The sequence below is a fragment of the Pseudomonas mucoides genome, assembly GCF_015461845.1.
GTDB classification, from domain to species: Bacteria; Pseudomonadota; Gammaproteobacteria; order Pseudomonadales; family Pseudomonadaceae; genus Aquipseudomonas; species Aquipseudomonas mucoides.
Genome location: NZ_JACOPW010000004.1, coordinates 19,606 through 41,819, shown reverse-complemented (window position 1 = coordinate 41,819; position 22,214 = coordinate 19,606). Strand labels below are relative to the sequence as shown.

General features: G+C 58.8%; 20 protein-coding genes and 1 tRNA gene. 9 read left to right on the top strand and 12 right to left on the bottom strand.

The window, feature by feature from the left end; genetic code table 11:
- Nucleotides 1-9: 9 nt before the first annotated feature.
- The 9 genes from tolR to nadA all read left to right on the top strand — a co-directional run bounded on the left by tolR (nucleotide 10) and on the right by nadA (nucleotide 7,215).
- Nucleotides 10-462 carry a protein TolR gene (gene tolR / locus H8F22_RS19000; RefSeq protein WP_161807482.1) on the top strand — a complete coding sequence of 151 codons (453 nt, stop codon included), beginning with the start codon at nucleotides 10-12 and terminating at the stop codon, nucleotides 460-462.
- The gene (gene tolA / locus H8F22_RS18995) at nucleotides 462-1,541 is read left to right on the top strand and encodes a cell envelope integrity protein TolA (RefSeq protein WP_027922941.1); all 1,080 of its coding nucleotides are present in this window, start codon (nucleotides 462-464) and stop codon (nucleotides 1,539-1,541) included. The genes tolR and tolA overlap by 1 nt, the downstream gene beginning before the upstream one ends.
- A gap of 29 nt (nucleotides 1,542-1,570) precedes the next feature.
- Nucleotides 1,571-2,839 (top strand): Tol-Pal system beta propeller repeat protein TolB, encoded by a 1,269-nt coding sequence (gene tolB, locus H8F22_RS18990; protein WP_218186576.1) that lies wholly within the window; start codon nucleotides 1,571-1,573, stop codon nucleotides 2,837-2,839.
- A 52-nt stretch (nucleotides 2,840-2,891) separates the two neighbouring features.
- Nucleotides 2,892-3,389: a peptidoglycan-associated lipoprotein Pal gene (pal, locus tag H8F22_RS18985; protein ID WP_003178634.1), complete on the top strand. Its 498-nt coding sequence runs from the start codon at nucleotides 2,892-2,894 to the stop codon at nucleotides 3,387-3,389.
- A gap of 6 nt (nucleotides 3,390-3,395) precedes the next feature.
- The gene (ybgF, locus tag H8F22_RS18980) at nucleotides 3,396-4,235 is read left to right on the top strand and encodes a tol-pal system protein YbgF (RefSeq protein ID WP_027922943.1); all 840 of its coding nucleotides are present in this window, start codon (nucleotides 3,396-3,398) and stop codon (nucleotides 4,233-4,235) included.
- A gap of 167 nt (nucleotides 4,236-4,402) precedes the next feature.
- Nucleotides 4,403-5,050 carry a 7-carboxy-7-deazaguanine synthase QueE gene (queE, locus tag H8F22_RS18975; protein WP_194940546.1) on the top strand — a complete coding sequence of 216 codons (648 nt, stop codon included), beginning with the start codon at nucleotides 4,403-4,405 and terminating at the stop codon, nucleotides 5,048-5,050.
- A 1-nt stretch (nucleotide 5,051) separates the two neighbouring features.
- The gene (gene queC / locus H8F22_RS18970) at nucleotides 5,052-5,744 is read left to right on the top strand and encodes a 7-cyano-7-deazaguanine synthase QueC (RefSeq protein ID WP_027922945.1); all 693 of its coding nucleotides are present in this window, start codon (nucleotides 5,052-5,054) and stop codon (nucleotides 5,742-5,744) included.
- 63 nt (nucleotides 5,745-5,807) lie between these two features.
- Nucleotides 5,808-5,883, top strand: a tRNA-Lys gene (locus tag H8F22_RS18965).
- A 273-nt stretch (nucleotides 5,884-6,156) separates the two neighbouring features.
- Nucleotides 6,157-7,215: a quinolinate synthase NadA gene (gene nadA, locus H8F22_RS18960; protein WP_077748706.1), complete on the top strand. Its 1,059-nt coding sequence runs from the start codon at nucleotides 6,157-6,159 to the stop codon at nucleotides 7,213-7,215.
- A gap of 70 nt (nucleotides 7,216-7,285) precedes the next feature.
- Here nadA and H8F22_RS18955 read toward each other — a convergent pair whose 3' ends face one another.
- The 12 genes from H8F22_RS18955 to arcD all read right to left on the bottom strand — a co-directional run bounded on the left by H8F22_RS18955 (nucleotide 7,286) and on the right by arcD (nucleotide 21,795).
- Nucleotides 7,286-7,774: an RDD family protein gene (locus tag H8F22_RS18955; RefSeq protein ID WP_027922947.1), complete on the bottom strand. Its 489-nt coding sequence runs from the start codon at nucleotides 7,772-7,774 to the stop codon at nucleotides 7,286-7,288.
- A gap of 94 nt (nucleotides 7,775-7,868) precedes the next feature.
- A complete protein-coding gene (locus tag H8F22_RS18950) occupies nucleotides 7,869-8,081 on the bottom strand; it encodes a cold-shock protein (protein WP_003175786.1) in 213 nt (70 codons plus the stop codon).
- Nucleotides 8,082-8,485: 404 nt separating this feature from the next.
- Complete coding sequence (gene gcvT, locus H8F22_RS18945; RefSeq protein ID WP_059182265.1) at nucleotides 8,486-9,610, bottom strand: glycine cleavage system aminomethyltransferase GcvT; 1,125 nt, start codon at nucleotides 9,608-9,610, stop codon at nucleotides 8,486-8,488.
- A 37-nt stretch (nucleotides 9,611-9,647) separates the two neighbouring features.
- Nucleotides 9,648-11,024, bottom strand: a complete 1,377-nt coding sequence (locus H8F22_RS18940) for an L-serine ammonia-lyase (protein ID WP_027922949.1) — start codon at nucleotides 11,022-11,024, stop codon at nucleotides 9,648-9,650.
- 128 nt (nucleotides 11,025-11,152) lie between these two features.
- A complete protein-coding gene (gene gcvP / locus H8F22_RS18935) occupies nucleotides 11,153-14,002 on the bottom strand; it encodes an aminomethyl-transferring glycine dehydrogenase (protein WP_194940545.1) in 2,850 nt (949 codons plus the stop codon).
- Between the two features lie 11 nt (nucleotides 14,003-14,013).
- Nucleotides 14,014-14,397: a glycine cleavage system protein GcvH gene (gene gcvH, locus H8F22_RS18930; RefSeq protein ID WP_027922951.1), complete on the bottom strand. Its 384-nt coding sequence runs from the start codon at nucleotides 14,395-14,397 to the stop codon at nucleotides 14,014-14,016.
- 363 nt (nucleotides 14,398-14,760) lie between these two features.
- Complete coding sequence (locus tag H8F22_RS18925) at nucleotides 14,761-16,269, bottom strand: sigma-54-dependent transcriptional regulator (protein WP_027922952.1); 1,509 nt, start codon at nucleotides 16,267-16,269, stop codon at nucleotides 14,761-14,763.
- A 203-nt stretch (nucleotides 16,270-16,472) separates the two neighbouring features.
- Nucleotides 16,473-16,835: a DUF5064 family protein gene (locus tag H8F22_RS18920; RefSeq protein ID WP_027922953.1), complete on the bottom strand. Its 363-nt coding sequence runs from the start codon at nucleotides 16,833-16,835 to the stop codon at nucleotides 16,473-16,475.
- A 12-nt stretch (nucleotides 16,836-16,847) separates the two neighbouring features.
- A complete protein-coding gene (arcC, locus tag H8F22_RS18915) occupies nucleotides 16,848-17,777 on the bottom strand; it encodes a carbamate kinase (protein ID WP_027922954.1) in 930 nt (309 codons plus the stop codon).
- A gap of 206 nt (nucleotides 17,778-17,983) precedes the next feature.
- On the bottom strand, nucleotides 17,984-18,994 hold the full coding sequence (locus H8F22_RS18910; RefSeq protein ID WP_027922955.1) for an ornithine carbamoyltransferase: 1,011 nt from the start codon (nucleotides 18,992-18,994) through the stop codon (nucleotides 17,984-17,986).
- An 81-nt stretch (nucleotides 18,995-19,075) separates the two neighbouring features.
- Nucleotides 19,076-20,332: an arginine deiminase gene (arcA, locus tag H8F22_RS18905; protein WP_027922956.1), complete on the bottom strand. Its 1,257-nt coding sequence runs from the start codon at nucleotides 20,330-20,332 to the stop codon at nucleotides 19,076-19,078.
- A 35-nt stretch (nucleotides 20,333-20,367) separates the two neighbouring features.
- The gene (arcD, locus tag H8F22_RS18900; RefSeq protein WP_027922957.1) at nucleotides 20,368-21,795 is read right to left on the bottom strand and encodes an arginine-ornithine antiporter; all 1,428 of its coding nucleotides are present in this window, start codon (nucleotides 21,793-21,795) and stop codon (nucleotides 20,368-20,370) included.
- Nucleotides 21,796-22,214 lie beyond the last annotated feature (419 nt).

The following is a 22,214-nucleotide window of genomic DNA, read 5'->3' as shown; positions in this document are numbered from 1 at the left end:
ATGGCTTTAATCGCTCGAGCTCGCAAAAAGCGCAAGCCGGTTGCCGAGATGAACGTAGTGCCTTACATCGACGTGATGCTGGTACTGCTGGTCATCTTCATGGTGACCGCGCCGATGCTCAATCAGGGCGTGAAAGTTGATCTGCCCAAGGTTTCCAGCGAAGCCTTGCCGCAGGACAACAACACCCAGGTCCTGACCATTTCGATCAAGGCTGACAAGACCTACTACTGGAACCTTGGCAGTGAAGTCGACACCGAAAAGCAGCAGGACAAGGCCATGACCTTGCCGCAGATGACTGACGCGGTGACCAAGATCATTCGTGCCGGCACTGAAGGTGGCAAGCGTACTCAGGTGTTCATCCGTGGCGACAAGACCGTTGATTACGGTTCGGTCATGGGCGCCATGGGCGGGTTGCAGAAGGCCGGAGTCGGTAACGTTGGCTTGATTACCGAGGCGCCCTGATGCAGCAACAACGAGAGCCAACAGCCTCGGAAAGCTACTTCTGGCCTAGTGTCTGGGCGATTGGCTTGCACGTGCTGGTGTTCGGCATGCTGTTTGTCAGTTTTGCCATGACGCCTGAGTTGCCGCCGGCCAAGCCGATTGTCCAGGCGACCCTGTACCAGCTGAAATCGAAAAGTCGGGCGACCACCCAGACCAATCAGAAGATTGCGGGTGAAGCGCAGAAATCTGCTGCGCGTCAAACCGAAGTCGAACAGATGGAACAGAAAAAGGTCGAGCAGGAAGCGGTGAAGGCTGCGGAACAAAAGAAAGAAGAAGCGGCTCAAAAGGCCGAGGAAGCCAAGAAGGCCGACGAGTCGAAGAAAGCGGATGAGGCGAAAAAGGCTGATGAAGCCAAGAAAGCCGATGAAGCGAAGAAGACCGCCGAAGCCAAAAAGGCAGAAGAGAAACAATTGGCTGATATAGCCAAGAAGAAAGCCGAAGAAGAAGCCAAGAAAGCAGCTGAAGAAGAGGCCAAGAAAGAGGCCGCTGAAGAAGCCAAGAAGAAAATCGTCGAAGACGCGAAGAAGAAAGCCGCCGAAGACGCCAAGAAGAAAGCTGAAGCTGAAGAGGCGAAGAAGAAAGTCGCCGAAGACGCGAAGAAGAAAGCTGCTGCCGATGCTGCGAAGAAGAAGTCGCAGGATGCGGCACGTAAATCGGTTGAAGACAAAAAAGCGCAGGCCTTGGCTGATTTGCTGTCCGACAAGCCGGAGCGTCAACAGGCGTTGGCGGATGAGCAGGGTGATGAGACCGCGGGCAACTTCGATGATCTGATTCGTTCGCGCGCTTCTGAAGGTTGGGCGCAGCCACCGTCGGCCCGCAAGGGCATGAAAGTGATTCTGCAAATCAACATGCTGCCTGACGGAACGATCTCCGGCGTATCGGTTGCTCATTCCAGTGGTGATGTGCCGTTCGACAGTTCAGCAGTAGCGGCAGTAAAAAATATTGGTCGTTTGACCGAAATGCAGGGTCTGAAGCCAGCTGATTTCGCACCCTATCGTTCATTCAAGATGACATTCACACCTGAGGATCTAGCCTTGTGAGAAACCTTCTTCGAGGACTGCTTGTAGTCATGTTCTGCTTCGCAGGACTGGCCACGGCAGATGAAAAAAATATCCTGGTCAGCAGTGGCAGCTCCCAGGCCACTCCAATTGCCGTCGTGCCATTCGGTTTCCAGGGCGGCAGCGTGCTGCCGGACGACATGGCTGAAATCATCGGTAACGACCTGCGCAACTCGGGTTACTACGCGCCGATTCCAAAGCAGAACATGATCAGCCAGCCGAGCCAGGCCAGCGAAATCATTTACCGTGACTGGAAAGCGGTTGGCGCCCAATACATCATGGTCGGCAGTATCGTGCCAGCAGGCGGTCGCCTGCAGGTTCAGTACGCTCTGTTCAACGTCGCCACCGAGCAGCAAGTGCTGACCGGCAGCGTGTCGGGCAGCGTTGATCAACTGCGCGACATGGCGCACTACATCTCCGACCAGTCGTTCGAAAAACTCACCGGTATCAAAGGTGCGTTCTCGACGCGTCTGTTGTACGTGACCGCCGAGCGTTTCTCCGAGAAGAACACGCGCTACACACTGCAACGTTCGGACTATGACGGTGCCCGTGCCGTGACCCTGCTGCAATCGCGCGAGCCTATCCTGTCGCCGCGTTTTGCACCGGATGGCAAGCGCATCGCTTATGTGTCGTTCGAGCAGAAGCGTCCGCGCATCTTCATGCAGAACATCGACACCGGTCGCCGCGAGCAGATCACCAACTTCGAAGGCCTGAATGGCGCGCCAGCCTGGTCGCCGGATGGCAATCGCCTGGCATTCGTCCTGTCCAAGGATGGCAACCCGGACATCTATGTGATGAACCTGGGTTCGCGTCAGATCTCCCGCGTCACCAATGGTCCCGGCATCAACACCGAACCGTTCTGGGGTAAGGATGGTTCGACCATCTACTTCACCTCCGACCGTGGCGGCAAGCCGCAGATCTATAAAACCAGTGTCAGTGGTGGCGGTGCGGAACGTGTGACCTTCATCGGTAACTACAACGCCAACCCTAAACTGTCGGCTGATGAAAAGACCCTGGTGATGATTCACCGCCAGGACGGCTTCACCAATTTCAAGGTGGCAGCCCAGGATTTGCAGCGAGGTAGTGTAAAGATCCTCACTGATAGCACTCTGGACGAGTCGCCTACTGTTGCGCCCAACGGCACCATGGTAATCTACGCCACCCGCCAGCAGGGCCGGGGAGTCTTGATGCTCGTGTCCATTAATGGACGCGTAAGGCTCCCGCTTCCTACCGCTCAAGGCGAAGTTCGAGAACCTTCCTGGTCCCCTTACCTGAACTGACGCGGCGCTACACGTTTTACTTAACACACTGGGGTTCATTAGGAGTTTCACGATGGAAATGCTGAAGTTTGGTAAATTTGCTGCGCTGGCTCTGGCCATGGCTGTAGCTGTAGGTTGCTCGTCCAAAGGCGGCGACAACGCCGGTGAAGGCGCTGTTGATCCAAACGCTGGTTACGGCGCAAACACTGGTGCCGTTGACGGTTCCCTGAGCGAAGAAGCTGCTCTGCGCGCAATCACCACCTTCTACTTCGAATACGACAGCTCGGACCTGAAGCCAGAAGCCATGCGCGCTCTGGACGTTCACGCCAAAGACCTGAAAGCAAACGGCGCTCGCGTTGTTCTGGAAGGCAACACCGACGAACGTGGTACTCGTGAGTACAACATGGCACTGGGCGAGCGTCGTGCGAAAGCCGTTCAACGCTACCTGGTACTGCAAGGCGTTTCCCCAGCTCAGCTGGAACTGGTTTCCTACGGCGAAGAGCGTCCAGTTGCTACCGGCAACGACGAGCAGTCCTGGGCTCAAAACCGTCGCGTCGAACTGCGTAAGTAATTCGTCATGCGAACGTGCCGTCGTGCTGTAACTGTCTTGGCTCTCAGTCTCGCACCGCTTGCGGTGTGGGCTGCGGTTCCTGTGGTCGATAACAACTCCGGTTCTAACAGCGGGAGTAGTTATCCGCCTGCGGGTTACGGTACGAACGGCGCCTATGCCGGGGGAGGGGTTTCAACCCCTGTCTCGGCACAGGGTCAGCTGTTCAACCAACTGCAACAAATGCAGGACCAGATCTCGCGCCAACAGGGTGTGATCGAAGAACTGCAAAATGATGTAGCGCGCATGAAGCAAGAGAACCTGGAGCGATATCAGGATCTTGATCGGCGCATAGGAACCGGCGTTGCACCTGCCGCGACTCCTGAAAATTCTTCCACTGGTGGCGATTTGAATGCCCCTAGTGCAGCAGCTGCTGGCGCAAGTGCAGGAGCGGCTGCCGCTCAAGCACCTGCCGCGGGTGGCGAACCGGCGGATCCGGCGAAGGAAAAGCTGTATTACGATGCAGCCTTCGACCTGATCAAAGCCAAGGATTTCGACAAGGCCAGCCAGGCTTTTGCCGCTTTCCTGCGCAAATACCCGAACAGCCAATACGCGGGCAATGCCCAGTACTGGTTGGGCGAAGTGAACCTGGCCAAAGGCGATCTGCAAGGTGCAGGTCAGGCGTTTGCCAAGGTTTCACAGCTGTACCCAAAGCACGCCAAAGTGCCTGATTCGTTGTACAAGCTGGCTGATGTAGAGCGCCGCCTCGGTCACACCGACAAGGTCAAAGGCATTCTGCAGCAGGTTGTGTCGCAATATCCGGGCACCTCCGCCGCTCAGTTGGCTCAGCGTGATCTGCAAAAAATGTAAGGGCTGCTTGACCCGTTTCGAAGAAACCCGCGCTTGTCGCGGGTTTTTTCGTTAGAATTCACGCCCTTTTTATGAAACACGCTTTTTGGGATCTGCGCGGTGACGGGGTTCCTTGAAGTGCCTGACGGAGGCGGACAGCCTGTTTAGCTGTTATGCCCGTGGCGACTATGCAAGACACATTGAGAATTACCGAAGTTTTTTACTCGTTGCAGGGTGAAACGCGAACTGCCGGGCTGCCCACAGTATTTGTGCGCCTGACCGGTTGCCCTTTGCGTTGCCAATACTGCGACAGCGCCTACGCGTTCACTGGCGGCACCCTTCGCCCGCTCGACGACATCCTCGAGCAAGTGGCCGGTTTCCGCCCGCGTTATGTGTGTGTTACCGGTGGCGAGCCACTGGCACAACCTAACGCCATCCCATTGCTCAAGCAGTTGTGCGACGCCGGTTACGAAGTGTCACTGGAAACCAGTGGTGCGCTTGATATCTCGGCGGTAGATTCCCGGGTCAGTCGCGTTGTCGACCTGAAAACCCCGGGTTCGAAAGAAGCACATCGCAACCGCTACGAAAATATCGAGCTGCTCACGCCTAACGATCAGGTGAAGTTCGTCATCTGCTCGCGGGAAGACTACGACTGGGCCGTGTCCAAGCTGATCCAGTACGGTCTTGACCAGCGTGCCGGCGAAGTCCTGTTCTCGCCAAGCCACCACGACCTGAATGCTCGGGACCTGGCGGATTGGGTGGTGGCGGACAACCTGCCAGTGCGTTTGCAATTGCAGCTGCATAAATATCTTTGGAATGACGAGCCGGGGCGCTGAAATGACGGAACAACTGAACACCGCTGAAAAACGAGCAGTCATCCTGCTGTCCGGCGGGCTGGACTCGGCAACTGTCGTGGCCATGGCCCGCGCCGAAGGCTACAGCTGCTACACCATGAGCTTTGATTACGGTCAGCGCTCCCAGGCAGAGTTGCACGCCGCTGCACGCGTTGCCCGTGACCTGGGCGTGGTCGAGCACAAGGTGATCGGCCTCAACCTGAACGGTATGGGCGGCTCGGCGCTGACCGACAGCAGCATCGACATTCCGGAGGCGCTGGGGGAGGGCATTCCAGTGACTTACGTGCCAGCGCGCAACACGGTATTCCTGTCGCTGGCCTTGGGCTGGGCTGAAGTGCTCGGTGCGCGTGACATCTTCATTGGCGTGAATGCGGTGGATTACTCCGGTTACCCGGACTGCCGTCCCGAGTTCATCGAGTCCTTCGAGCGCATGGCCAATCTGGCGACCAAAGCCGGGGTAGAGGGCAATGGCTTCCGTATCCAGGCGCCCCTGCAGAACCTGAGCAAGGCGCAAATTGTCGAGGCGGGCGTGAAGCTGGGCGTCAATTACGGGCTGACGGTTTCCTGCTATCAGGCTGACGATGACGGCCGTGCATGCGGCAAATGCGACAGCTGCCGACTGCGTGCAGAAGGCTTTGCGGCGGCCGGAATCAGCGACCCAACACCTTATTTTTGATTTATTTCAAATTAGGTGTTGAATAGTCCTTAAAAATCAGTATTATACGCGCCACCACACAGCGGGTCGTTAGCTCAGTTGGTAGAGCAGTTGGCTTTTAACCAATTGGTCGTAGGTTCGAATCCCACACGACCCACCATTTTTGTAGCAGTTTTAAAAGTCTGGAAGGCCCACGCAAGTGAGGATTTCCGGATTTTTTTTTGCCCGCGATTTGAGCTCGCCCAGGCCCTGGGCTGCATCGCATGACGCAGGTCAGAATCATCTTTTGCATCCACGGGATATTCTGTAGCCTTGCGCAACTTCAACGCTGTCCGTGCCTGATGAATACTCACTCTCCCGGCGGTACCCTGATGGGTCCGGAGCCGGGTGTATACTCGACTTTCGCGCGAAAGCGCCTGCAGGTCTTGCGAACATGACGCAGATTTCCGAACGCCTTCTGGTTCAAGCTCACCTCGACGCCAAGCAGCCCAAGCCGCTGACCGTCGAGGAGGAAGCTTTTTACCGTGCCGCCATCGCTGCCGAGCTCAAGGCTCAGGACGCGGTGCTGGTTGCTCACTTCTATTGCGATCCGGTGATTCAGGCCCTGGCCGAAGAAACCGGTGGTTGCGTCTCCGACTCACTGGAGATGGCCCGCTTCGGCAGTGCTCACCCGGCCAAGACCGTGCTGGTCGCCGGAGTGAAGTTCATGGGCGAAACCGCCAAAATTCTCAACCCTGAAAAACGCATTCTGATGCCGACCCTGGAAGCGACCTGCTCGCTGGACCTGGGTTGCCCGGTGGACGAGTTTTCGGCGTTCTGTGATCAGCACCCGGAACGCACGGTGGTGGTGTATGCCAACACCTCGGCGGCGGTCAAGGCGCGGGCGGACTGGGTGGTGACATCCAGCTGTGCGCTGGAAATCGTCGAAAGCCTGATGGATAACGGCGAGACCATTATCTGGGGCCCGGACAAGCACCTGGGCACCTACATTCAGCGCCAGACCGGTGCGGACATGCTGCTCTGGGACGGTGCCTGCATCGTTCACGAAGAGTTCAAGTCCAAGCAGCTTGAAGACATGAAAGCGCTGTACCCGGATGCCGCGATTCTGGTGCACCCGGAATCGCCGACCTCGGTGATCGAGCTGGCGGATGCCGTCGGTTCCACCAGTCAGTTGATTGCGGCGGCGCAGAGTCTGCCGAACAAGACCCTGATCGTCGCCACCGATCGCGGCATCTTCTACAAGATGCAGCAGCTGTGCCCGGACAAGGTCTTCATCGAAGCGCCAACGGCCGGTAATGGCGCAGCGTGCCGCAGTTGCGCGCACTGCCCGTGGATGGCGATGAACACCCTTGAGCGCACGCTGAAGTGCTTGAAGGAAGGGACTAACGAGATCTTTGTGGATCCGGCGTTGATTCCGCAGGCGATTCGGCCGTTGAAGCGCATGCTGGACTTTACTCAGGCTGCGCGGATGAAGCTCGCCGGTAACGCCTGAACTCTTTGAGCCAGTCCTAAAAAACCTGTGGGAGCAAGCTTGCTCCCACAGTGGTTTCTGTATAGCTGAATTACTTGGTTTTCTTCGGGATGCGCACAAGCTGTGTGTTGGAGTACATGTCATGCCAGCTGCGTTTCTGCTTATCAAATAATGGCCAGATAAACCCCAGGCCCACGCACAGCCAAGAAGCAATCGACACCACAAAGCGCAACAACGCCTGCCACAGGCTGATGGACGAGCCATCGGCATTCTGCACACGGATGCACCACACCTGCATGCCGAGGGTCTGGCCCGACCAGGTCCAGAACTTGGCGAAGAAACCGAACAGCACAAACAGCAGCACCGTCGAGAGTAATGGATCCCCGTCCAGCGCGCCGGCTTCAGTCAGGGTGCGCATTTTCTCTTCGCCGAGGATCGCCATCTGGATCATCTTGTAGACGCCGCTGGTGACGATCAGCAGGGCGGTACACAACAGGAAGTCATAGAACATCGCTGCCAGGCGACGACCCAGGGTGGCGGCGGGAAAGTCGCCCTGGGGATTGAGCAGGTGTTTCGACATGGCAGCCTCTGGGCGGAAAAAAAGCCATTTTACGGATTTACGCGCACAAAAAAGCCCCTGATGTCAGCATCAGGGGCTTTTTCGTAACAGAAGATTAGGCTTCTGCTTGTACTTCGTCAGCCTGCATGCCTTTCTGGCCTTGCACAGCAACGAAAGTCACTTTCTGGCCTTCTTTCAGGCTCTTGAAGCCGTTGCCCTGGATGGCGCGGAAATGCACGAACAGATCCGGACCGCTTTCAGGAGTGATAAAACCAAAACCTTTCTCGTCGTTAAACCACTTGACGGTACCGCTCTGACGTTGGGACATTTCTTATTTCCTTTGACGCAAAAATTAATGACAGTCTCCTTCTCATGAAAGAGTACTGGGGCTGGTTGCAGGAGAGTAAGAAGACGTCGAACGGGATGTAGCTAACTTGTAGGCTACTGCCCAGGTCACGATTCCAAGCGACCCATGCAAACACAGTGAATAAACTCTACGCCAACTACGGGAGAAAAAACAAGCCCCGTCAGAGGCCCGGTTTTACTCAGGTTGAGGGTACTAGTCGATCCACTAGTGCCGTCTTATTCTTTGCCGCTGTTCAATTGTTTTCGATCGTTATAAGCAACGTTCATAAACGAAGGCTGGCTATAAAGATATGCACTATTTTATGGCGGTTGCGTTACACATTAGTGCACTGTCAACGCAACCGCGTTACTTATAGAAACAATCAATCAGCCGCGATAGTAGCGTTGTGCAACAAATGGCATTTTGCTTACAAGCAAAGGCACCTTTTTCCCACGGACGATCGCCCATACGGGTGTGTCGATAGCGATATAAGCGCTGTCGAGGTAACCCATGGCCAAAGGAGCACCCAAGGTCGGACCGAAGCCGCCGCTGCAAACGGCGCCGATGATCTCGCCGGCCTCGTTGACGATTTCTGCGCCTTCACGCACGGGTGTGCGTTCCTGAGGCAGCAGGCCGACGCGCTTGCGGCTGACGCCACCTTGCTGTTGTGCGAACACGGTTTCAGCGCCAGGGAAGCCGCCGGCCCGCGCGCCATCGGCACGACGAGGCTTTGAGATGGCCCACAGCAGGCTCGCTTCGATCGGGGTGGTCTCGGTGTTCATGTCGTGGCCGTAGAGGCACAGACCGGCTTCCAGGCGCAGCGAGTCGCGAGCGCCAAGGCCGATGGCCGCCACTTCAGGTTCAGCCAACAGGGCGCGAGCCAGGGCTTCGGCGTTGGCGGCCGGTACCGAGATTTCGAAACCGTCCTCACCGGTGTAGCCCGAACGGCTGACAAAGCAGTCCACGCCCAGCAGTTTCACGCGGGTGAACTGCATGAAGGTCATCTTCGCCACTTCCGGCGCCAGGCGTGCGAGCACGGTGACGGCGGCCGGGCCTTGCAGCGCCAGCAGGGCGCGTTCTTCGAACAGCGGCTCGATGGTGCACTGCTCGCCGATGTGCTTGCGCAGGTGCGCCAGGTCTTGATCCTTGCAGGCTGCGTTGACCACCAGGAACAGTTCGTCGTTACCGAGGTTGGCGACCATCAGGTCGTCGAGGATGCCACCGGTTTCGTTGGTGAACATGGCGTAGCGCTGCATGCCCACCGGCAGGTCGATAATGTCCACCGGCACCAGGGTTTCCAGGGCCTTGGCGGCATTGGCGCCGGTCAGGCGGATCTGGCCCATGTGCGACACATCAAACAGCCCGGCCTGATCACGGGTGTGCTGGTGTTCTTTCATCACGCCGAGCGGGTATTGCACCGGCATGTCATAGCCGGCGAACGGCACCATGCGTGCGCCGAGTTCGATGTGCAGTGCGTGCAGCGGGGTTTTCAGCAATTGTTCGGTGGACATATTCAGCTCCTGAAAAAGTGTGCAGTGCGCGTGAGCATCAGCACTCGATAATGTTGACCGCCAAACCGCCGCGGGCGGTTTCCTTGTATTTGCTTTTCATGTCGGCGCCGGTCTGGCGCATGGTGCGGATGACCTTGTCGAGGGAGACGAAGTGCTGACCGTCGCCGCGCAGGGCCATGCGTACCGCGTTGATCGCCTTGACCGAACCCATGGCGTTGCGCTCGATGCAAGGCACTTGCACCAGCCCGCCAATCGGGTCGCAGGTCAGGCCGAGGTTATGTTCCATGCCGATTTCGGCGGCGTTTTCCACTTGCTGCACGGTCCCGCCAAGGACCTCGCACAAGGCGCCGGCCGCCATCGAACAGGCCACGCCGACCTCGCCCTGGCAGCCGACTTCGGCGCCGGAGATCGAGGCGTTTTCTTTATAGAGAATGCCGATGGCCGCCGCCGTCAGCAGGAAGCGTACGACGCCGTCTTCGTTGGCACCGGGAATGAAGCGCATGTAGTAATGCAAAACCGCCGGAACGATCCCGGCCGCACCGTTGGTGGGCGCGGTGACGACGCGTCCGCCATTGGCGTTTTCTTCGTTGACCGCCAGGGCGTACAGGTTGACCCAGTCCAGCACTGACAGCGGATCGCGCAGTGACGATTCCGGGTTTTTGCACAATTGCCGGTGCAGTGCCGCCGCGCGACGCTTGACCTTCAACCCGCCGGGCAGAATGCCTTCGTTGCGGCAACCGGCGTCGACACAGTCCTGCATGACTTGCCAGATCTTCAGCAGGCCGGCGCGGGTTTCCGCTTCCGGGCGCCAGGCGCTTTCGTTGGTCAGCATCACCTGGCTGATGGACAGGCCGTAGGTGGTGCAATGACTGAGCAAGTCCTTGGCACTTTTGAACGGGAAGGTCAGCGGCGTGGCGTCTTCGACGATGCGGTCGGCGCCGGCGGCATCTTCATCGACCACAAAACCACCCCCGACCGAGTAGTACTCGCGGCTGCGGATCTGCAGGCCGGCGGCGTCGAAGGCGCGAAAGATCATGCCGTTGGGGTGATAGGGCAAGGGTTTGCGAATCATTGCCAGGTGTTCTTTCTCGTTGAACGCAATGCTGTGTTCACCGAGCAGGTTCAAGCGACCGTTGCCGCGGATTTCTTGCAGACGGGCGGCCACGGTTTCGGTATTCACGGTGTCCGGGTGTTCACCTTCGAGGCCGAGCAACACAGCCTTGTCGCTGCCGTGGCCCTTGCCGGTGGCGCCGAGCGAGCCGTACAGCTCGACTTTGACGCAGGTGGTGGCGGCCAACAGCCCTTCGCGGCGCAACCCTTCGGCGAAACGCGCAGCTGCGCGCATCGGGCCGACGGTGTGGGAACTGGAGGGGCCGATGCCAATCTTGAACAGGTCGAACACGCTTAACGACATGGTTGTTCTCCGGTTTCTTGTTATAGGCGCGCGCAAGCGCGAGCACTCAGCGGCAAGCAACAAGCTGCAAGTTAAAGCCGATCGGCTCTTCCTTGCAGCCCGAGGCTGGCCGCTAGACGCTGATTTTCTTAAGCGTAGCTTTCGATCGACGGGCAGGCGCACACCAGGTTGCGATCGCCAAACACATTGTCGACGCGACCGACCGGTGGCCAGTATTTGCCTTCGATCAGGGAGGCCACGGGGTACACCGCTTGTTCACGGCTGTACGGATGCGTCCACTCGCCAACGATCTCTGCCGCGGTGTGCGGAGCGTTCTTCAGCGGGTTGTCTTCCTTGTCCAGCGTGCCGTTTTCCACCGCGCGGATTTCTTCGCGGATGCGGATCATGGCATCGCAGAAACGGTCCAGTTCTTCCTTGGATTCGCTTTCGGTCGGCTCGATCATCAGCGTGCCGGCGACCGGGAACGACATGGTCGGGGCGTGGAAGCCGAAGTCGATCAGGCGCTTGGCGACGTCATCAACGCTGATACCGCTGCTGTCTTTCAGCGGACGCAGGTCGAGGATGCATTCGTGCGCCACCAGGCCGTTGCTGCCGGTGTACAGAACCGGGTAATGCTCTTCGAGGCGACGGGAGATGTAGTTGGCATTGAGGATCGCCAGCTGCGAAGCGCGTTTCAGGCCGGCGCCGCCCATCATCCGAATGTACATCCAGGTGATCGGCAGAATACTCGCGCTGCCGAACGGTGCTGCGCAGACCGCGCCTTCCTTGCGTGCCATCTGGGCGTGGCCCGGCAGGAACGGAGTCAGGTGCGATTTCACACCGATCGGGCCGACGCCCGGGCCGCCGCCGCCGTGGGGGATGCAGAAGGTTTTGTGCAGGTTCAGGTGCGACACGTCGCCGCCGAACTTGCCCGGTGCGCAGAGGCCGACCATCGCGTTCATGTTGGCGCCGTCGATGTACACCTGGCCGCCGTTGTCATGAATGATGCCGCAGATTTCGCGGATGCCTTCTTCGAACACGCCGTGGGTCGACGGGTAAGTGATCATCAGCGCCGCAAGGTGTTCGCGGTGCTCGATGGCTTTGGCGCGCAGGTCTTCGATGTCGACGTTGCCGCGTGCATCGCAAGCGGTCACGACCACACGCATGCCAGCCATGTTGGCGGTGGCCGGGTTGGTGCCGTGGGCGGACGACGGGATCAGGCAGATGTCGCGACGATCTTCGCCACGGCTCTGGTGATAGGCGCGGATGGCCAGCAGACCGGCGTATTCACCTTGCGAACCGGCGTTCGGTTGCAGCGAGATCGAGTCGTAACCGGTCGCGGCGCACAGCATCGCTTCCAGTTCGTCGGTCAGTTGCTGGTAGCCGGCGCTTTGCTCGGCCGGGGCGAACGGGTGCAGGGCACCGAATTCAGCCCAGGTCACCGGGATCATTTCGCTGGCAGCGTTGAGTTTCATGGTGCAAGAACCCAGCGGGATCATGGTGCGGTCCAGCGCCAGGTCCTTGTCGGCGAGCTTGCGCAGGTAGCGCATCAGCTCGGTTTCCGAGTGATAACGGTTAAACACCGGGTGGCTGAGGATCGGCGATTGACGCACCAGCGCAGCTGGAAGGGTGCTTTGTACCGAGGCGGCCAGCGCAGCGAAGTCCGGCAGGGTCTTGCCGTCGGCGAACAGAGCCCACAGGGTTTCGATGTCAGCCTGGGTGGTGGTTTCGTCCACCGACAGGCCCAGACGCTGAGCGTCGATGACGCGCAGGTTGATCTGCCGGGCGTGAGCCTTGTCGTGCAGCGCGGCGGTTTGCGCGCCGGTGGCCAGGGTCAGGGTGTCGAAGAAGCTGGCTTGTTCGACGGTCAGGCCCAGTGCGTTCAAGCCTTTGGCCAGAATGGCAGTCAGGTGATGCACGCGGTTGGCGATCTGGGTCAGGCCTTTCGGACCGTGGTACACGGCGTACATGCTGGCGATGTTGGCTAGCAGCACTTGAGCGGTGCAGATGTTGCTCGTGGCTTTCTCGCGACGGATGTGTTGCTCGCGGGTTTGCATGGCCAGGCGCAGGGCCGGCTTGCCAAAACGATCCACGGAGACACCGACCAGACGGCCCGGCATGTCGCGCTTGAACGCGTCTTTAGTGGAGAAGTACGCCGCGTGCGGGCCACCGAAGCCCAGCGGAACACCGAAACGCTGGGCGCTACCGATGGCCACGTCGGCACCGAATTCGCCTGGCGGGGTCAGCACGGTCAGGGCCAGCAGGTCAGCGGCCACAGCCACCAGTGCGTTGGCGGCGTGGAAGCGTTCGGTCAGTTCGCGGTAATCAAACACGTCACCGTTGCTGGCCGGGTATTGCAGAAGAGCGCCGAAGAACGGCGTCACGTCGGTCAGTTCGAGTTCGTCGCCGACCACCACATCAATGCCCAACGGCTCGGCACGGGTGCGCAGTACGTCGAGGGTTTGCGGGTGGCAATGCACGGAAGCGAAGAAGGCGTGGCTGCCCTTGTTCTTGCTCAGGCGTTTGCAGAAGGTCATGGCTTCGGCAGCGGCGGTGGCTTCGTCGAGCAAGGAGGCGTTGGCAATCGGCAGGCCGGTCAGGTCGCTGATCAGGGTCTGGAAGTTCAACAGCGCTTCGAGTCGGCCCTGGGAAATTTCTGGCTGGTACGGGGTGTAGGCGGTGTACCAGGCCGGATTTTCCAGCAGGTTGCGCAGGATCGGCGATGGCGTGTGGGTGCCGTAGTAGCCCTGGCCAATGTAGGTCTTGAACAGTTGGTTCTTGCCGGCGATGGCTTTGATCGAAGCGAGGGCTTCAGCTTCGCTCAAACCGTCTTCCAGGCCCAGCACGCTGGTGCCTTTGATGCTGTCCGGGATAACGCTGGCGCTCAGGGCTTCCAACGAGTCGAAGCCGAGGCTGTTGAGCATGGCTTGCTCGTCGCCGGCACGCGGGCCGATGTGACGGGCGATGAATTCGTTGGCGGTGGTCAGGTTTACGGTCATGTCGGTGCTCCTCAGGCTTCGGCTTGGGCTTTGATCAGGCGGTCGTAGGCGTCCTGGTCCAGCAGTTGGGCGACGGCAGAGGCGTCGCTTGGCTGGAAGCGGAAGAACCAGCCTTCGCCCAGCGGATCTTCGTTGACCAGTTCAGGGCTGCTGTCGAGTGCCGGGTTGACTTCCAGCACCTCGCCGTCGAGCGGCATGTAGACGCCGCTGGCGGCTTTTACCGATTCCACGGTGGCGGCTTCAGCGCCTTTGTCGTAGGACTGCAGCTCAGGCAGTTGTACGAAAACCACGTCGCCCAAGGCGTTCTGTGCGAAAGCGGTGATGCCGACAGTAACGGTGCCGTCAGCTTCGGTGCGCAGCCATTCGTGATCTTCAGTAAAACGCAAATCGCTCATGAGAACTCCTAAGGGGGCCAGACTCGTCTGGTGGACGCTATTGAATGCTTGGGCAAAAAAGCCCTGTTATGCCGGACTACATAGCAAGAACACGGCCAATGTTGGTTTTGTCTTTATTAATCAGTGGTTTGTGGCGTTTTGCGAGTCGACGGAATTCGCCCGCTGTAGCGAAATCGATACGGACAAGGTCAGGGAAGAAAGCCGAGGTGGATCAAAGCCTTGCACAGCCGTGATCAGGGAGGGGTGTAGCGATATCGTTCCGCTGTAGCGCTTTCAGTACAGATGGAGGTCGTTTTTGGAGAGATGTTCTGGGGCCACCCACAGGGTTTTGTGGTGTTTGTGGGTTGTGGTTCAACCTCAGGCTCAGGGCTTGTTGGGTATGCCGTACTTGCGCAACCGATGGGCAATCGCCGTGTGGGACGTCTGCAGGCGGCTGGCCAGTTGGCGAGTCGAGGGGTAGCTGACGTAGAGTTTTTCCAGCAGGGTTTTCTCGAACTCTTCCATCGCCTGCTCCAGGCTGTCGACATCGCTGTCGCTCTGGCGCGCCACCGAGGTGCCGGCGATGTCGAGGTCGCCGATGTCGACCAGCGTGCTTTCGCAAATTGCCGCGGCGCGGAAAATCACGTTCTGCAATTGCCGCACGTTGCCCGGCCAGCGATTGCCCAGCAGTGCCGGGTAGGTGCCCGGCGCCAGGCGACAGACCGGGCGCTGGATCTGCGCACAGGCTTGCTGCATGAAGTAGCGGGCGAGCAGCAGAATGTCCTGGCCGCGTTCGCGCAGCGGCGGGACTTCAACGTTGAGTACGTTGAGGCGGTAAAACAGGTCTTCGCGGAAGGTGCCTTCGCTGACCATTTTTTCCAGATCGCGGTGGGTGGCGCTGAGGATCCGCACATTGACCTTCACCTCACGATCACCGCCGACCCGACGGAAACTGCCGTCATTGAGAAACCGCAGTAGTTTCGCCTGCAAGTACGGCGACATCTCCCCGATTTCATCGAGAAACACCGTGCCCTGGTTGGCCAGTTCCATCAGCCCCGGTTTGCCGCCCCGTTGCGCGCCGGTAAAGGCACCGGGGGCGTAGCCGAACAGTTCGCTTTCGGCGAGGTTCTCCGGCAATGCTGCGCAGTTCAACGCAAGAAAGGGCGAACTGTGCCGCGCGCTGATGGCGTGGCAGGCCCGGGCCACCAGTTCCTTACCGGTGCCGGTTTCACCCTGAATCAGCAGTGGTGCATCGAGCGCCGCCACCCGTTGCGCGCGCGCCTTGAGGGTGCGGATCACCGGCGACTCGCCGAGCAGCGCATCGAATCCTTCGGCGTGATCATGGTGCAGCGCCGAGAGGCGTTCGCCGATGCGGTTGGGTTGATACAGCGTCAGCAGGGCACCCGCGTCGGTGATCGGCGTGGCGTCCAGCAACAAGGTCTGGCCGTTGACCGTGATTTCCCGCAGCGGCAAACGAAAGCCCTGTTCCAGCAACGCGTCGAGCAGCGCCGGGTCGGCGAACAAGTCGGCGATGCTTTCACCCGCCGGTTCACGCCCGTACAGCGCGATCAATGCCGGGTTGGCCAGCAACACTTTGCCGGCACTGTCGAGAGCCAGTACCGGGTCGGTCATGGCCGCGAGCAATGCGTCGAGTTGCAGGTGTCGACGCTGGCCGGGAAGGATGTCGACCACCGTCACCGCTTGCACGCCACGCACGCTGAACAGCGCATCGCGCAGCTCTTCGAGGACTTCCGGGCTCAGGGTCGGGGCATCGATGTAAACGTTGGGCGGGACCATTTCCACCGCATCCAGATTGAGATTGCGCCCACCGAGCAGGGCCAGGACTTCCTGGGTGATACCGACGCGGTCGATGAAACTGACGTGGATACGCATGGGGCGGTATTTGGTTCTGGAGTGCGGAGGGGCGCAAGTATGCCTTGGGGCGGGCGAATGGTGAAATCCTGCGCGGGATTTCAGGCCCACACCGAACCTTTGTAGGAGTGTGCCTGCTCGCGATAGCGGTGTATCAGTCGACATCCATGGTGAATGTCAGTCCGCTATCGCGAGCAGGCTCACTCCTACAGGGGGAGTGTGGGTTACTCGAAGTTCTCGAGGTTCACCGGGTCGCCGGACTTCATGTCCAGTTGCACCCGGATGTCTTCAAACATCAGATCGTAATGCTTGTGAACCGAACCAATCTGGCTGTGTGTCTTTGGAATGCCGTACTTCTCGGCGATAACCGTCACGTTGTTGGCAAAGTTGTAGGCCTCCTCCTTGCGCAGGAAGAAGGGCTCGTCCACTTTCTTGCCCTGAATGTCGCCATGCATCCTGAACTGGATGCCTTTTTCCCCTTTGGGGTTCTTGCTGACTTCATAGTCGAGGAAAATGTTGTAGCTGACATCATCCGGGGTCAGCGCGTGACGCTCGATGTGCAAGTGACCTGGTTCAAACTTTGCCATAGACGTCTCTCCTTACAAGTAAGTAATGCCAGGTTTCGCCGTGCTGATACGCGTACCTGCCTTGCCCTGGACGATCGCTTCAATGTCCGAGAGTGAACCGATTACCGCGGTTTTTCCAGTGTGACGGGCGAACTCGCAAGCCGCTTGAACCTTGGGTCCCATGGAGCCTGCGGCGAAGCCGAGTTTTTCCATTTCATCCGGGTGAGCCTGGCCGATGGCTTTCTGGGTCGGCTTGCCATAGTCGATAAACGCGGCGTTGACGTCGGTGGCGATCACCAGCAGATCGGCCTCGAGTTGTTCGGCCAGCAGCGCCGAGCACAGGTCTTTATCGATCACCGCTTCGACGCCTTCCAGTTTGCCGGGCGCGGTATACATGGTCGGGATGCCGCCACCGCCGGCGCAGATCACGATGCTGCCTTTTTCCAGCAGCCATTTGATCGGGCGGATTTCGAAAATGCGTTTCGGTTTCGGGCTGGCCACCACGCGACGGTACTTGTCGCCGTCCGGGGCAATCGCCCAGCCTTTCTCGGCGGCGAGTTTCTCCGCTTCAGCCTTGGTATAGACCGGGCCGATGGGTTTGCTGGGCTTCTGGAACGCCGGGTCGTTGGCGTCGACTTCGACCTGGGTGAGCAGGGTGGCGAAAGGCACTTCGAAATCCAGCAGGTTGCCCAGTTCCTGTTCAATGATGTAGCCGATCATGCCTTCGGTTTCGGCACCGAGCACGTCCAGCGGGTAAGGGGACACCGAGGTGTAGGCCGCGGCTTGCAGCGACAACAGGCCGACCTGCGGGCCATTACCGTGAGCGATCACCAGTTGGTTGCCGGCATGGACCTTGGCGATTTGTTCAGTGGCGATCCGGATGTTGGCGCGCTGGTTGTCCGCGGTCATGGGTTCACCACGGCGGAGCAGGGCGTTACCGCCCAGAGCTACGACGATACGCATAATGCAGTCCTTCCAGAAAACAGTGAGGTCTCGTAAGACGAATGCGGTCATTGTGGAAGCCTGGCTTGCCAGCGATGCAGACGCCTCGGTGAATCAGTCACAACGAGGTGATGCCATCATCGGAACGCCGCCCTGGGCAAGCCCGGCTCCCACAAAAGCCGGCGCCCACATTGACTGAGTCCAGTCAGTGGGAGCCGGGTGCGCCGTTAAAGGTCAGCCAGGGTCGACACCAGAATCGCCTTGATCGTGTGCATGCGGTTTTCCGCTTGCTCGAAGGCAATGCAGGCCGGCGACTCGAACACGTCATCAGTCACTTCGATGCCGTTCTTCAGGTTCGGGTACTGCTCGGCAATCTGTTTGCCGACTTTGGTATCACTGTTGTGGAAGGCCGGCAGGCAGTGCATGAACTTGGTGCGTGGGTTGCCGGTGGCTTTCATCAGTTCGGCGTTGACCTGATACGGCAGCAGTTGCTGGATACGTTCAGCCCAGGCTTCGACCGGTTCACCCATCGAGACCCACACGTCGGTGTGAATGAAGTCCACGCCCTTGACCGCGACTTTCGTGTCTTCGGTCAGGGTGATGCGCGCGCCGCTTTCTTCGGCATATTTGTGGCAACGCTCAACCAGATCGTCCAGCGGCCACAGGGCTTTTGGCGCGCAGATGCGCACGTCCATGCCCAGCTTGGCGCCGATCAGCAGCAGCGAGTTACCCATGTTGTTGCGGGCGTCGCCCAGGTAGACGTAGCTGATGTCGTGGATCGGCTTGTCGGCGTGTTCGCGCATGGTCAGCACGTCGGCGATCATTTGCGTTGGGTGGTATTCATCGGTCAGGCCGTTGAACACGGGCACACCGGCAAACTTGGCCAGTTCTTCAACGATTTCCTGCTTGAAGCCACGGTACTCGATAGCGTCGTACATGCGCCCCAGCACGCGGGCGGTGTCTTTCATGCTTTCTTTATGGCCGATCTGCGAAGAGTTCGGGTCGATGTAGGTGACGTTGGCACCCTGGTCATAAGCGGCGACTTCGAAGGCGCAACGGGTGCGGGTCGAGGTTTTTTCGAAGATCAGCGCGATGTTGTTGCCTTTGAGGTGCTGTTGCTCGGTGCCGGTGTACTTGGCGCGTTTGAGGTCGCGGGACAGGTCGAGCAGATAACGCAATTCACGAGGGGTGTGGTGTTCCAGGCTCAGCAAATTACGGTTGTGAATGTTAAAAGCCATGATGGATCTCCTTAGATGTCGGTTATCCCCCTGGCCGTGCTTGCCTTCGGGTAGAGGGCAGCAGCGGCCAGGGCTCAAAGATTAATAGTCGATAGGGTCGCGAATGATCGGGCAGGTCATGCAGTGGCCGCCCCCACGTCCACGCCCCAGTTCGCCGGCGCTGATGGTGATGACCTCGATACCCGCCTTGCGCAGCAAGGTGTTGGTGTAGGTGTTACGGTCATAACCGATGACCACGCCCGGCTCCACGGCCACCACGTTGTTACCGTCATCCCACTGTTCGCGTTCGGCGGCGAAGCTGTTGCCGCCGGTTTCGACGACCCGCAACGCTTTCAGGTTGAGTGCCTTGGCCACGGTGTCGAGGAACGTGCCGTCTTCGCGTCGGATGTCGATGCCGCCCGGTTTCTTTTCGTCCGGACGCAGGGTGAAGGCGACGATCTGGTTCACGACTTCGGGAAAAATAGTGACCAGGTCGCGGTCACAGAAGCTGAACACGGTGTCCAGGTGCATCGCGGCGCGGGATTTTGGCAGGCCGGCGACGATGACTTTTTCCACGGCTTTGTGTTTGAACAGGTTCAGCGCCAATTGACCGATGGCCTGGCGCGACGAACGCTCGCCCATACCGATCAGCACTACGCCGTTGCCGATCGGCATCACGTCGCCGCCCTCAAGGGTGGAGCTGCCGTGATCCTGGTCCGGGTCGCCGTACCAGATCTCGAATTCGGCGTTGGTGAACTGCGGGTGGAATTTATAGATGGCGGTGGTCAGCAGGGTTTCCTGACGGCGTGCCGGCCAGTACATCGGGTTCAGGGTCACGCCACCGTAGATCCAGCACGTGGTGTCGCGGGTGAACTGAGTGTTGGGCAGTGGCGGCAGAATGAAGCTGGAATGGCCGAGGAAGTCGCGGAACATCTGGATGGTTTTGCCACCGAAGCTGTCCGGCAGGTCATCGGCGGAGACACCGCCAATCAGGAACTCGGCGATATGACGTGGCTCCAGGCTGAGCAGCCAGGATTTCACTTCATTGATCAGGCCCAAACCCACCGAATCGGCGGTGACCTTGCGCTCCAGAATCCATTCCAGCGCTTCGGGGATGGCGACGATGTCGGTCAACAGGTTGTGCATTTCCACAACGTCGATCCCGCGTTCGCGCATCTTGGTGACGAAGTCGAAGTGGTCACGCTTGGCTTGGGCGACCCACAGCACATCATCAAACAGCAGCTCGTCACAGTTATTCGGGGTGAGCCGCTGGTGGGCCAGGCCGGGGGAGCAAACCATGACTTTGCGCAGTTTGCCGGCTTCGGAATGCACGCCGTACTTAACTTTTTCCGTGGTCATTACAGTGATCCTCCAGATGACAAATTATTCAGGTGTTACAGAGTCAGGAAGCCGGAATACAGTCCATAGGCCGCCACTACGGCACCTATGATCACGGCTGCAAAAATCAGCTTCTCGACGTTGGTGAAAACAGGTTTGCCCAGTTCTCGCTTGGCCTTGGCGAACAGGATCACGCCGGGCGCATAGAGCAGGGCGGACAGCAGCAGGTATTTGGTGCCGCCGGCGTAGACCAGCCAGACGGCGTAGATCACCGCGATGCTGGCGATGAACAGGTCCTTGGAACGATCGGCCTTGTCGATTTCGTAGCTCTCACCGCGTACCGCCAGCAACAGTGCGTAAGCCGCCGACCACAGGTAGGGCACCAGGATCATCGAAGTGGCGAGGTAGATCAGCGACAGGTAAGTACTGGCCGAAAACAGGGTGATGACCAGGAACAGCTGCACCATTGCGTTGGTCAGCCACAGGGCGTTGACCGGCACGTGGTTGGCGTTTTCCTTGCGCAGGAACTCCGGCATGGTGTGGTCCTTGGCGGCGGCGAACATGATCTCCGCACACAGCAGTACCCACGACAGCAAGGCCCCCAGCAGCGAGATGACCAGACCGACGCTGATCAGCACCGCGCCCCAATGACCGACCACATGCTCCAGCACGGCCGCCATCGACGGGTTCTGCAGCTTGGCCAGTTCCGGTTGGGTCATGATCCCCAGGGACAATACGTTCACCAGCACCAGGAACAGCAGCACGGTGATGAAACCGATGACGGTGGCTTTACCGACGTCGGTGCGTTTTTCTGCGCGGGCCGAGAAAATGCTCGCGCCCTCGATGCCGATGAACACCCAGACGGTGACCAGCATCATTTTGCGCACCTGGTTCATCACGCTGCCCAGGTCCGGGTTTTTCAAACCCCAGATGTCGGCGGTGAAGATGTCCAGTTTGAAGGCGAAAATCGCGATCAGCACAAACAGCAGCAGCGGCACGATTTTGGCGACCGTGGTCACCAGGTTGATGAACGCCGCTTCCTTGATCCCGCGCAACACGAGGAAATGCACACCCCAGAGCAGGACCGATGCACCGATGATGGCTGCGACCGTATTACCCTCGCCAAAAATGGGGAAGAAGTAGCCGAGGGTGCTGAACAGCAGAACGAAGTAGCCGACGTTGCCCAGCCAGGCACTGATCCAGTACCCCCAGGCGGAAGAGAAACCCATGTAGTCGCCGAAACCGGCCTTGGCGTAGGCGTACACCCCGCCATCCAGATCAGGCTTGCGGTTGGCCAGGGTCTGAAAGACGAAGGCCAGCGTGAGCATGCCGACAGCGGTAATGGCCCAGCCGATCAGGACCGCGCCAACGTCCGCACTGGCGGCCATGTTTTGTGGCAAGGAAAAGATCCCGCCCCCAATCATTGAGCCAACAACCAGTGCAACCAATGCGCCGAGTTTCAGTTTTCCGGGGGATTCAGACATCGCATGACTCCAGTGCAGGAGAAGAGAGACAACAGAGTAGTTCTGTTAGCTGTTCAAACATCTGACTTAGATCAGTGCATTGGCACATTCCATTGTTAAATAAAGACTTTTGGATGTTGCTCTGGCCACACACGGATTGCCGCAGAAGCCTATTCCAGACGGCTCGCTCAGAGCTATCCGAAATAAGAGAGCTTGGCTGGCGATCTTTAAATTAGTTCGTTTTGGCGTTTCCGCAACTATTTGGCAGTCGTTTCCAGTGTGGATTTGATTTATTGGGATTCATCGACAAATTCGCTCTTTGCCAAGACGCCTATAGAGTGATCGGCTATAAATAACCGTGTCCGAAATGGCTTTATCTAATAAACGTTATTACGCTGTATCTATTTAGTTAAGCCAACCCCTTGAAGGTTTCAAAACCA

Coding starts and splice junctions, on each gene's coding strand:
- tolA (WP_027922941.1), top strand. CDS start 462: ATGCAGCAACAACGAGAGCCAACAGCCTCGGAAAGCTACTTCTGGCCT.
- arcA (WP_027922956.1), bottom strand. CDS start 20,332: ATGACCACGGAAAAAGTTAAGTACGGCGTGCATTCCGAAGCCGGCAAA.
- H8F22_RS18920 (WP_027922953.1), bottom strand. CDS start 16,835: ATGGCAAAGTTTGAACCAGGTCACTTGCACATCGAGCGTCACGCGCTG.
- queE (WP_194940546.1), top strand. CDS start 4,403: ATGCAAGACACATTGAGAATTACCGAAGTTTTTTACTCGTTGCAGGGT.
- nadA (WP_077748706.1), top strand. CDS start 6,157: ATGACGCAGATTTCCGAACGCCTTCTGGTTCAAGCTCACCTCGACGCC.
- gcvH (WP_027922951.1), bottom strand. CDS start 14,397: ATGAGCGATTTGCGTTTTACTGAAGATCACGAATGGCTGCGCACCGAA.
- arcD (WP_027922957.1), bottom strand. CDS start 21,795: ATGTCTGAATCCCCCGGAAAACTGAAACTCGGCGCATTGGTTGCACTG.
- H8F22_RS18925 (WP_027922952.1), bottom strand. CDS start 16,269: ATGCGTATCCACGTCAGTTTCATCGACCGCGTCGGTATCACCCAGGAA.
- H8F22_RS18955 (WP_027922947.1), bottom strand. CDS start 7,774: ATGTCGAAACACCTGCTCAATCCCCAGGGCGACTTTCCCGCCGCCACC.
- H8F22_RS18940 (WP_027922949.1), bottom strand. CDS start 11,024: ATGTCGTTAAGCGTGTTCGACCTGTTCAAGATTGGCATCGGCCCCTCC.
- ybgF (WP_027922943.1), top strand. CDS start 3,396: ATGCGAACGTGCCGTCGTGCTGTAACTGTCTTGGCTCTCAGTCTCGCA.
- arcC (WP_027922954.1), bottom strand. CDS start 17,777: ATGCGTATCGTCGTAGCTCTGGGCGGTAACGCCCTGCTCCGCCGTGGT.
- gcvT (WP_059182265.1), bottom strand. CDS start 9,610: ATGTCCACCGAACAATTGCTGAAAACCCCGCTGCACGCACTGCACATC.
- H8F22_RS18910 (WP_027922955.1), bottom strand. CDS start 18,994: ATGGCTTTTAACATTCACAACCGTAATTTGCTGAGCCTGGAACACCAC.
- queC (WP_027922945.1), top strand. CDS start 5,052: ATGACGGAACAACTGAACACCGCTGAAAAACGAGCAGTCATCCTGCTG.
- gcvP (WP_194940545.1), bottom strand. CDS start 14,002: ATGACCGTAAACCTGACCACCGCCAACGAATTCATCGCCCGTCACATC.
- H8F22_RS18950 (WP_003175786.1), bottom strand. CDS start 8,081: ATGTCCCAACGTCAGAGCGGTACCGTCAAGTGGTTTAACGACGAGAAA.
- pal (WP_003178634.1), top strand. CDS start 2,892: ATGGAAATGCTGAAGTTTGGTAAATTTGCTGCGCTGGCTCTGGCCATG.
- tolB (WP_218186576.1), top strand. CDS start 1,571: ATGTTCTGCTTCGCAGGACTGGCCACGGCAGATGAAAAAAATATCCTG.